The sequence below is a fragment of the Mycobacterium sp. genome (assembly GCF_049280035.1).
Classification (GTDB): Bacteria; Actinomycetota; Actinomycetes; order Mycobacteriales; family Mycobacteriaceae; genus Mycobacterium.
On the sequence record NZ_JBAPPI010000862.1, the window covers coordinates 1 to 6,407 of the forward strand.

General features: G+C 62.8%; 5 protein-coding genes and 2 pseudogenes. 5 read left to right on the plus strand and 2 right to left on the minus strand.

Annotated elements, in window-relative coordinates:
- Together WAN71_RS27505 and WAN71_RS27510 are read right to left on the minus strand one after the other, a co-directional pair.
- A pseudogene (locus WAN71_RS27505) lies at positions 1 to 108 on the minus strand (hypothetical protein); the annotation flags it as partial.
- 101 nt (positions 109 to 209) lie between these two features.
- Positions 210 to 512, minus strand: coding sequence for a hypothetical protein (locus tag WAN71_RS27510; RefSeq protein WP_422228353.1), 303 nt, complete (start codon positions 510 to 512; stop codon positions 210 to 212).
- Between the two features lie 1,152 nt (positions 513 to 1,664).
- On the opposite strand from WAN71_RS27510, the gene WAN71_RS27515 reads away from it, so the two are divergent.
- The 5 genes and pseudogenes from WAN71_RS27515 to WAN71_RS27535 all read left to right on the plus strand — a co-directional run.
- Positions 1,665 to 3,053 carry a WS/DGAT/MGAT family O-acyltransferase gene (locus tag WAN71_RS27515; protein ID WP_422228354.1) on the plus strand — a complete coding sequence of 463 codons (1,389 nt, stop codon included), beginning with the start codon at positions 1,665 to 1,667 and terminating at the stop codon, positions 3,051 to 3,053.
- A gap of 576 nt (positions 3,054 to 3,629) precedes the next feature.
- Positions 3,630 to 3,806, plus strand: a complete 177-nt coding sequence (locus WAN71_RS27520; protein ID WP_422228355.1) for a hypothetical protein — start codon at positions 3,630 to 3,632, stop codon at positions 3,804 to 3,806.
- Positions 3,806 to 5,074: a fatty acid desaturase family protein gene (locus tag WAN71_RS27525; protein ID WP_422228356.1), complete on the plus strand. Its 1,269-nt coding sequence runs from the start codon at positions 3,806 to 3,808 to the stop codon at positions 5,072 to 5,074. Before WAN71_RS27520 ends, WAN71_RS27525 begins: the two co-directional genes overlap by 1 nt.
- A gap of 24 nt (positions 5,075 to 5,098) precedes the next feature.
- Positions 5,099 to 5,221 (plus strand): annotated as a pseudogene (locus WAN71_RS27530) (glutathione-dependent formaldehyde dehydrogenase); the annotation flags it as partial.
- A 298-nt stretch (positions 5,222 to 5,519) separates the two neighbouring features.
- Positions 5,520 to 6,407, plus strand: an 888-nt coding sequence (locus tag WAN71_RS27535; protein WP_422228357.1) for a ferredoxin reductase, incomplete at its 3' end; no start/stop codon positions are given.

The window sequence follows — 6,407 nt, forward strand, 5'->3', positions numbered from 1 at the left end:
CGTCAAGTGCGCGGTGATTTGCTGTTCGAAGTTGTCTCCGGGATAAGGCGTGCTGCCGGTCAGACACTCATAGAGCACGCACGCCAACGCGTAGGTGCGGTAGTCAGCACTCTAGGCACACCGACTGATCCCGGTGGCCCCCACAGCGTGTGCCAGCGGCGAGGAAACGATCCCCGCCGCCAGCACCGCTGCTGCGATTGTCCGATACATCAGAAGACGTTGACTTCTGCGCCGTTGCCGCCGCGGCACACCACGCCAGCACCGACCTTTTCACAGTCCATGTTGTAACTCAGCCCAGTGGTCGGTGAGTAGACGTCGTACAGCATTCCACCATCGGGGTTGATGAAGGAGTTGCGGTAAGCGTTCGCCACGTCCAGAGCAAACGGGCACGAGGTCGGCCCGATTGCCACCACACCACTTGCGCAGATTTCGTCGGCATGTGCCGGTGTCGCCAGCGCGACCCCGGCTGCGACGAGCGCGCCGATCCCTACTCCAGCCTTGATTTTCTTCATTTCCTGATCTCCTATCTCTCTAGGCTCCGGGGCACAGGTAGTGATACGCGGCATAGACGATGTTTCCCGCCTCGGCAATGCTCACCTTGCTCTCCAGCTGGTTTTTGAGCGATGCCTCAGACTGGCCGCCTCGATTCTTCTCATCTCTACCCCTTGTCAGCAGGACCCAAAGTTGGCCGCCACTAGGCAAAGTGTCGCATTGGGTGACGGGGCTCATAATGGTTTTCCCGCAATCCTGCTTGACTTCTAATTCCCGATCTGCTACCGATATCGCACGCAAAGTCGGATCGGTACGGGCCGCTCTTGCGGAGCGGGTAAGCCGTCCAGCCGAGTAAGGCGCTGGAGCAGGAGATCCGCGAGTTCGTGAAGGCGCGGCTTGCTCGCCACGAGTACCCGGGCGATCGAGTCCGTGGACAGCTTGCCAACGACGACTACGGGCAAGATCATGTGGCGTGAGCTGCGTGAGCTGCGTGAGCGCGAAGGGGCGAAGGCGCGAGCGGCCACCTGATCAGCAAACTCCGGGTCCCGACTTGGAAGATGCTCCTGCGTGTTGACGCCGTCAACACCTTTCGCGTATTCCCAGGTGCTTTCGCGTCGTTTCGCGTAGTGAGATTTAGTAATTCCGCAGGTCAGTTTGATTTCTGGGACAGGTTCGATTCCCGGCAGCTCCACCAAGAAGATGCTCGTCAGAGCCGGTAAACGCATGTAATTGGGTGCCGCGTCACGACCGCCGTCTAGACCTTAACGCGACACGCTCCGCATGCTCGCGCTAAACCCAAAACCTCGCCTGAAACCTCGCTTCGTATTTGACAGTGCGTCAAGAGGATTGGGCCGGGCATTGCCCGTCAAACGGTGGAATTTTCCGCCGTGTCAAGAGGATTGGGGATATCTTCACCTGAAACCTACTTTCAATCGAGCGCAGATAAGCGCACAATGGTGTCGGCGGATTTCTCAACGAATTTTCATTCCTGAGACTCGGGACAGTCGTCTTTATGAGCTCTACGCCCTTGAGCCAGGACCTGAACGGGTTCGCCATCGAGTTCTGACCGCGATCGTGGAGTGCCGCCGGCCGGTCTTCGATCGCATCGCCCCGTCCGGCAGTCCGGGTCGGCTGGCGGCAATGACCCCCCTCGACCGGCGGAAGGGAAACGTATGCAACGGCTCAGCGGGCTGGATGCCAGCTTCTTGTATTTGGAAACGCCGTCACAGCCGTTGCACGTCTGCGCGATCTTGGAGTTGGACGCCGCGACAGTGCCCGGCGGGTACAGCTTCGCTCGGCTGCGCGAAGAGCTGGGGGTGCGGATCAAGTCGATCCCTGAGTTTCGGCAGAGGTTGGCCGACAGCCGGCTGAATCTGGACCATCCGGTGTGGGTGGAGGACCACAGTTTCGATCTGGACCGGCATCTGCACCGCATCGGGCTGCCGGCGCCCGGCGGGCGCGTCGAGCTGTCGGAGACCTGCGGGCGCATCGCCTCCCTGCCCCTTGATCGCGGCCAGCCCCTGTGGGAGATGTGGGTGATCGAGGGGATCGCTGGCACCGACGCCCGGGCGGGTGGGCGGCTGGCGGTGATGACCAAGGTGCATCACGCCAGCGTGGACGGGGTGGGCGGTGCGAACCTGCTGTCGCAGCTGTGCGGCACCGAACCGGACACGCCGGCGCCGAAGGCGGTGGACGGGCCGGGGGACACCAACTCGCTGGGAATGGCGGTGCGGGGCCTGGCGAAATTCGTTGCCCGGCCACTGCAGCTGGCCACTGTGGTGCCGATGACGGTGTCAACGATCGTCGACACCGTGCGCCGGGGGCGCAGCGGGCGGGCCATGGCGGCGCCGTTCCGGGCGCCGCGCACCCCGTTCAACGACTCCATCACTCGCCGGCGCAACATCGCCTACGCCCGCCTGGAGTTCGACGACATCAAGACGATCAAGAACAGGTTCAATGTCACGGTCAACGATGTGGTGATGGCACTGTGCGCCGGGGTGCTGCGCAAGTTCTTGCTCGATCGCGGTCAGCTGCCCGACACCTCGCTGGTGGCCACGGTGCCGGTGTCGGTGTATCAAACATCCGACCGGCCAGGCCGCAACCAGTTGACGGCGTTGTTCTCCCGCCTGCAGACTCAGATCGCCGACCCGGCCGATCGGCTTCGCGCCATCGCGCACGCCAATGGGGTGGCCAAGGAGCACAGCGCGGCGATCGGGGCGACGCTGTTGCTGGACTGGGCGCAGTTTGCAGGGCGGGCGCTGTTGGCTCCGGCGGTGGGACTCTTCGCCAGTACAGTGCTGACCCGCCGACCGGTGCACAACCTGGTCATCTCCAACGTGCCGGGACCGCAGGTGCCGTTGTACTTTCTGGGCTGCCAGGTCAAGGCGATGTATCCGCTTGGACCGATCTTCTACGGCACCGGCCTCAACATCACGGTGATGTCGCTGACCGGCAAGCTTGACGTCGGGATCAACTCATGCTGGGAACTGGTGCCCGACGTATGGGACCTGGCCGACGACTTCGAGGTCGCCCTGCAGGAATTGCTCACCGCCGCCGCGTGATCCGCCCGAGTACCAGCTCGATGGATTAGATGGCCACTCTTGACGACGTCAAGACCCGAGAACGAAACTGCAGGTAACGGGAGGTACTGAGCCGGAACGAGACGGAACGAACCGGCATGTCAGGAGGCATTTTGCCTGGTAGAGCGGCGGGTTCGATTCCCGGCAGCTCCACACGAAAACAGGCCAGGCCGAAAGGCTTGGCCTGTCTTCGTCGCGGCCAACGCGCCGTCACTGGCACGATCGCCCTCGAAACTCAAAATGTGAGTGTGGGTTCTCGGTCAATCGTCAATGAATTTGATTGCGGTAGAAGCGAACTCGTGGTGGCACTGGAAGATACCGAACCCGGCCGAGGGCTGGGTGACGCGGTTCAGCGCACCGCGGGTGAGAATCCGCATCAGCGCCCCGCGGTGATTTACCGGGGGACAACCTCCCATACTCGAGCCCGACGCCAACCGCCGGTAGACTTGGGTTGGTTGACAGTCCAGCCGGCCCGGAAACGCCGTCCCCCTGCAGCGACAGCGTGAGAGCGACCGCTCGCGACCGGGCATCCAAGTGATCTTCTGTAGAAAGTTCACGATGCGAACGCGTCCAACGTGGACCGTCACCCGGCACCCCGGCGCCAAGAACAAAACCATTCCCCCGCAGCACCGCCACGCCCTCGCCAAACGTTTCCCCTACCCGGTGACCGCGGAGATCCCCCGCGCGGGGCACTACGGGCACGTATCTTCCGCCGATCATCCGGTGAGGCACTGATGGCCATCACAGACGTAGCCGAATACGCCCATCTGAGCGACGCGGACGTCGAGGCACTCGCCGCCGAATTGGACGCGATCCGCCTCGACATCGAGGATTCGCTTGGCGCGAACGACAGGGCGTACATCCAGCGCACCATCGCTGTTCAACGCTGCCTCGACCTCGCCGCCCGTATCGTGATCGGCGCCAGTCGAACCAGGATCGGATGGGCGTTCGGAACACTTGCCCTGGCCACGGCCAAGAGCATCGAGAACATGGAGCTCGGCCACAATATCGGCCACGGCCAATGGGATTGGATGAACGACCCCGAAATCCACTCCACCACCTGGGAGTGGGACATGGCAGGGCTGTCCTCTCAATGGAGGTACTCCCACAACTACCGTCATCACATGTTCACCAACGTCGTCGGAGTCGACGACGACCTTGGGTACGGCGTTCTGCGGGTCACCCGTGACCAACAGTGGAAGCCCAGCAATCTGCTGCAGCCGCTGCGACATCTGTTGTTGGCGCTTGCTTTCGAATGGGGTATCGCGCTGCACGGTCTGTACTCTGAACAGGACCGCGCGGAGACTGACGCCGAAAAGTCCGCTCACACCCGAGCTCTGCGTCGCAAAATCGCTCGCCAGGCGGGTAAAGATTACCTGCTCTTCCCCGCGCTCGCCGGCCGGCGCTGGCGGCACGTCCTATTCGGGAACGCGCTCGCCAACGTGCTGCGAAACCTGTGGGCGTACGCGGTGATCTGCTGCGGCCACTTCGCCGACGGAGCTGAGAAATTCACCCCCGAAGCCCTCGAGGGTGAAACCAAGGCGCAGTGGTATCTACGACAAATGTTGGGTAGCGCCAACTTTCGCGCCGGGCCGGTGATGGCCTTCATGAGCGGAAACCTCTGTTATCAGATCGAACACCATCTCTACCCTGATCTGCCCAGTAACCGTTGCGCCCAGATCGCCGAGCGGGTGCAGGCGGTCTGCGCGAAGTATGACCTGCCCTACACGACCGGCCCGCTGGCCCGCCAATACCTACTGGTGCTACGCACGATCGTCAAACTGGCTCTGCCGGACCGGTTCCTGGCCGCATCCTCCGATGACGCCCCCGAAACCGCCTCCGAAGAGAAATTTCGCCGCCTCGTGAAACGACCGGGCCCAGTCGGCGTCGAAAACCCTATTGCGCGTCGACGCGGACTGGCCACCGCGATCCGCAACCGCAACACCCGGCTCAACCAACGACTTATCTCGGCGCGCCGGCGAGTCGCTGCGAGTGCTCGATGAGGGCAATGTCAGGCACGCGCCGGCCTCGGCGCTTTCATGTCTCTCGGCGACACCCTGGGCCACGAACCAATAGGAATCGTGCGGGAGGTGGGTCGCGAGGTCACCAACCTGGCGGGTGGTGACGGGGCGGTAATCCCGCTCCAGATATGTGTTGACGACGTCGCAGCTACGACACCTGGGGCGTGCCGCGGTCGGTGGCCGGCTCTTGACGCGGTCAAGAGCCGAAAACGAAATCGCAGGTAACGACGGGACTGAATCTGACCGAAACGGAACGAACCGGCAGCTCAGTAGCCATTTTGCCTGGTAGAGCGGCGGGTTCGATTCCCCGCCGGCAGAACGGATGTTTGTCGTTCTACGGACGGGGTAATCGGTGCACACGTGTTCACTGAAATCGAAATCCCATGTACCTGGACTGAGGCAATGGAGCCGCCCTATGGAGTTGAAGATGCGGAGCCTGACGCGATGGAGTGCTGCTCCCGCGAAGGACATCGAAACCGCAGTATCCCCGAAGGTCAATGTGTTGCGCGGCTTGGTGGCTCGCGCGACGACGCCGCTATTGCCCGATGACTACCTCAAGTTGCTCAATCCGTTGTGGTCCGCGCGGGAACTGCGTGGGGTAGTGGTCGATGTCCGTAAAGAAACTGAAGACTCGGCGACGGTGACGATCAGGCCGGGATGGGGCTTTTCCGGGGACTACCGGCCCGGCCAGTATCTGGGGATCGGGCTTCGGGTCGATGGCCGCTGGCACTGGCGGTCCTACTCGCTCACGTCGATTCCGCGGCGCGACAGAAAACTGATCTCGATCACCGTGAAAGCAACTCCTGAGGGGTTCCTGTCGTCCCATCTGGTCAACGGCGTCGAGGCCGGCACGGTGGTTCGGCTGGCAACTCCGAAGGGCGATTTCGCGCTTCCCGACCCGGCGCCGGGCAGGTTGTTGTTCGTGACAGCGGGCAGCGGCATCACCCCCGTCATCGCGATGCTGCGCTCGCTCAAGCAGCGCGGCGAGAGTCCCGACATCATGCACATCCATTCGGCGCCCGTCGTCGATGAGGTGATATTTCACGACGAGTTACGTGCGTTGGAGCGCGCTCAGTCCGGCTACCGGTTGCACCTGCAGCTGACCGCGGACATGGGCAAGATCGACTTCGCCGAGCTTGACGGTGTCGTTCCGGATTGGAAGGGGCGCTCCGCGTGGGCGTGCGGGCCACCGGCCATGCTCGACACGGTCGAAAAGGTGTGGAGGGACGCGGGCATCGCGGACAGCCTGCACATGGAGCGGTTCACCATCTCCCGCACCGACAAAGGCGGCGAGGGCGGCACGGTCACCTTCGCC

Coding starts and splice junctions, on each gene's coding strand:
- WAN71_RS27510 (WP_422228353.1), bottom strand. CDS start 512: ATGAAGAAAATCAAGGCTGGAGTAGGGATCGGCGCGCTCGTCGCAGCC.
- WAN71_RS27515 (WP_422228354.1), top strand. CDS start 1,665: ATGCAACGGCTCAGCGGGCTGGATGCCAGCTTCTTGTATTTGGAAACG.
- WAN71_RS27520 (WP_422228355.1), top strand. CDS start 3,630: ATGCGAACGCGTCCAACGTGGACCGTCACCCGGCACCCCGGCGCCAAG.
- WAN71_RS27525 (WP_422228356.1), top strand. CDS start 3,806: ATGGCCATCACAGACGTAGCCGAATACGCCCATCTGAGCGACGCGGAC.